Origin of the sequence: Intrasporangium chromatireducens Q5-1, from assembly GCF_000576575.1 — a bacterium.
Lineage (GTDB): Bacteria > Actinomycetota > Actinomycetes > Actinomycetales > Dermatophilaceae > Intrasporangium_A > Intrasporangium_A chromatireducens.
Genome location: NZ_AWQS01000433.1, coordinates 1 through 1,814, shown reverse-complemented (window position 1 = coordinate 1,814; position 1,814 = coordinate 1). Strand labels below are relative to the sequence as shown.

Below are 1,814 nucleotides of genomic sequence, written 5' to 3'. Positions count from 1 at the left end.
CCACCGACCAGCTGCACCGGGCCCGAGCGCCCACCCGAGCACGACCGAGAGGGCGACCATGACGGACCGAGGACAGGCGCAGGACCGCCACGTCCCCGTCCTTCGCGACCGCATCCTCGACCTGTTGGGACCGGCACTGTCCGAGACCGGCGCCGTGCACGTGGACGCGACGCTGGGGATGGGCGGTCACGCCGAGGGTGTGCTCGAGCGGTTCCCGCACGCGACGGTCGTCGGCATCGACCGGGACCGCGAGGCGCTCGCCCTGGCCGGGGAGCGCCTCGGCCGGTTCGGCGACCGGTTCCTCCCGGTCCACGCCGTCTACGACGAGATCGGCGAGGTGCTCGACTCGCTCGGCATCGCAGCCGTGCAGGGCGTCCTGTTCGACCTCGGCGTCTCGTCGCTGCAGCTCGACGAGACCGACCGTGGTTTCGCCTACCGCGTCGACGCGCCCCTCGACATGCGCATGGACCAGTCGACCGGCCCCACCGCGGCCGACGTCCTCAACACCTACCCCGCCGCCGAGCTCGCCCGGGTGCTGCGCGACTACGGCGAGGAGCGCTACGCGCGCCGGATCGCCGCCGAGGTCCTCCGCGAGCGGGATCGCGAGCCGTTCACGACGTCGGGCCGGCTCGTCGACCTGCTCCGGCGCACCATCCCGATGGCCTCGCAGCGGCAGAGCGGGCACCCGGCGAAGCGGACCTTCCAGGCGCTGCGCATCGAGGTCAACGACGAGCTCGGCAGCTGGAGCCGCGCCATCGAGGCAGCCGTCGACCGGCTCGCCGTCGGTGGCCGCATCGCCGTGCTGTCCTACCACTCCCTCGAGGACCGCATCACCAAGCGTGCCCTCGCCGCCGGTGCCACCTCGACGACGCCGCCCGGCCTGCCGGTCGAGCTGCCCGAGCACGCGCCCTACCTGCGCCTCCTGACCCGCGGCGCGGAGGAGCCCGGCGAGGCCGAGGTCATCGCCAACCCGCGGGCCGCCTCGGCGCGGCTGCGCGTCGCCGAACGCACCCGGGAGACAACCGCCCGCACCACCGACCGCCCGAGGAAGGCCCCCACCCCATGAGCCAGATGACCGCCACCGCCAGGCCGCTGCGGGCGCCCCGGAGGGTCCCCGTCGTCGCACCGCTGCGCGTCATCCCGACCCGGATCGGCGCGAGCGGCAACGGCGCCTTCGCCACGCTCTGCGTCAGCCTGCTCACTTTGGGCCTGATCGGGCTGCTCCTGCTCAACACGGCGCTCGCCGAGGGCTCCCTGACGTTGGGGGCGCTGTCGAAGGAGTCCGGCGTGCTCACCGACCGGGCCGGCGACCTCGGCGAGCAGATCGCCCGGTCCTCGTCGAGCAACACGCTCGCGGCCAGCGCTGCCTCCCTCGGCATGGTCCGTGCCAACGAGCCCGGCTACATCGACCTGCGGACCGGCAAGGTGACGGGCACCGCCCAGCCGGCGACCAAGCTGCAGAAGGTCGCGATCGTCGTCGCGCCGATGCCGGCGCCGCGCGTGGTCAAGCGGATCACGTCCGCCCTCGACGGCGCTACCGGGGCGACGGCGGCAGCGGCCAAGGCGGTCGCGAAGGAGGCCTCGAAGCTCGCCGCGGCCGCCACGCCGAAGGTGGCCGATAGCGTCGCTCCGCCGTCTGCCACGGAGACACTTGACTCGACCAGCAAGCCGGCGGGAACGCCCGCGACGACGAGGTGAGTTCGTGACCCAGACCCGAGGCACCGGCCCCCGCCGGCCGGATGCCCGCGGCAGGGCCACCGCACGTGGCGCGACGCCCCGCACCGCGACGCCCCGCACCGCGACTCCCCGTGGCG

At 74.5% G+C, this 1,814-nt stretch carries 2 protein-coding genes; both read left to right on the top strand.

The window, feature by feature from the left end; all coding sequences use genetic code 11:
* The first annotated feature begins 58 nt into the window (after positions 1-58).
* The gene (gene rsmH / locus N864_RS21955) at positions 59-1,066 is read left to right on the top strand and encodes a 16S rRNA (cytosine(1402)-N(4))-methyltransferase RsmH (protein ID WP_034722532.1); all 1,008 of its coding nucleotides are present in this window, start codon (positions 59-61) and stop codon (positions 1,064-1,066) included.
* Positions 1,063-1,698, top strand: a complete 636-nt coding sequence (gene ftsL / locus N864_RS23895) for a cell division protein FtsL (RefSeq protein WP_155893066.1) — start codon at positions 1,063-1,065, stop codon at positions 1,696-1,698. The genes rsmH and ftsL overlap by 4 nt, the downstream gene beginning before the upstream one ends.
* Positions 1,699-1,814: the final 116 nt, after the last annotated feature.

Coding starts and splice junctions, on each gene's coding strand:
- ftsL (WP_155893066.1), top strand. CDS start 1,063: ATGAGCCAGATGACCGCCACCGCCAGGCCGCTGCGGGCGCCCCGGAGG.
- rsmH (WP_034722532.1), top strand. CDS start 59: ATGACGGACCGAGGACAGGCGCAGGACCGCCACGTCCCCGTCCTTCGC.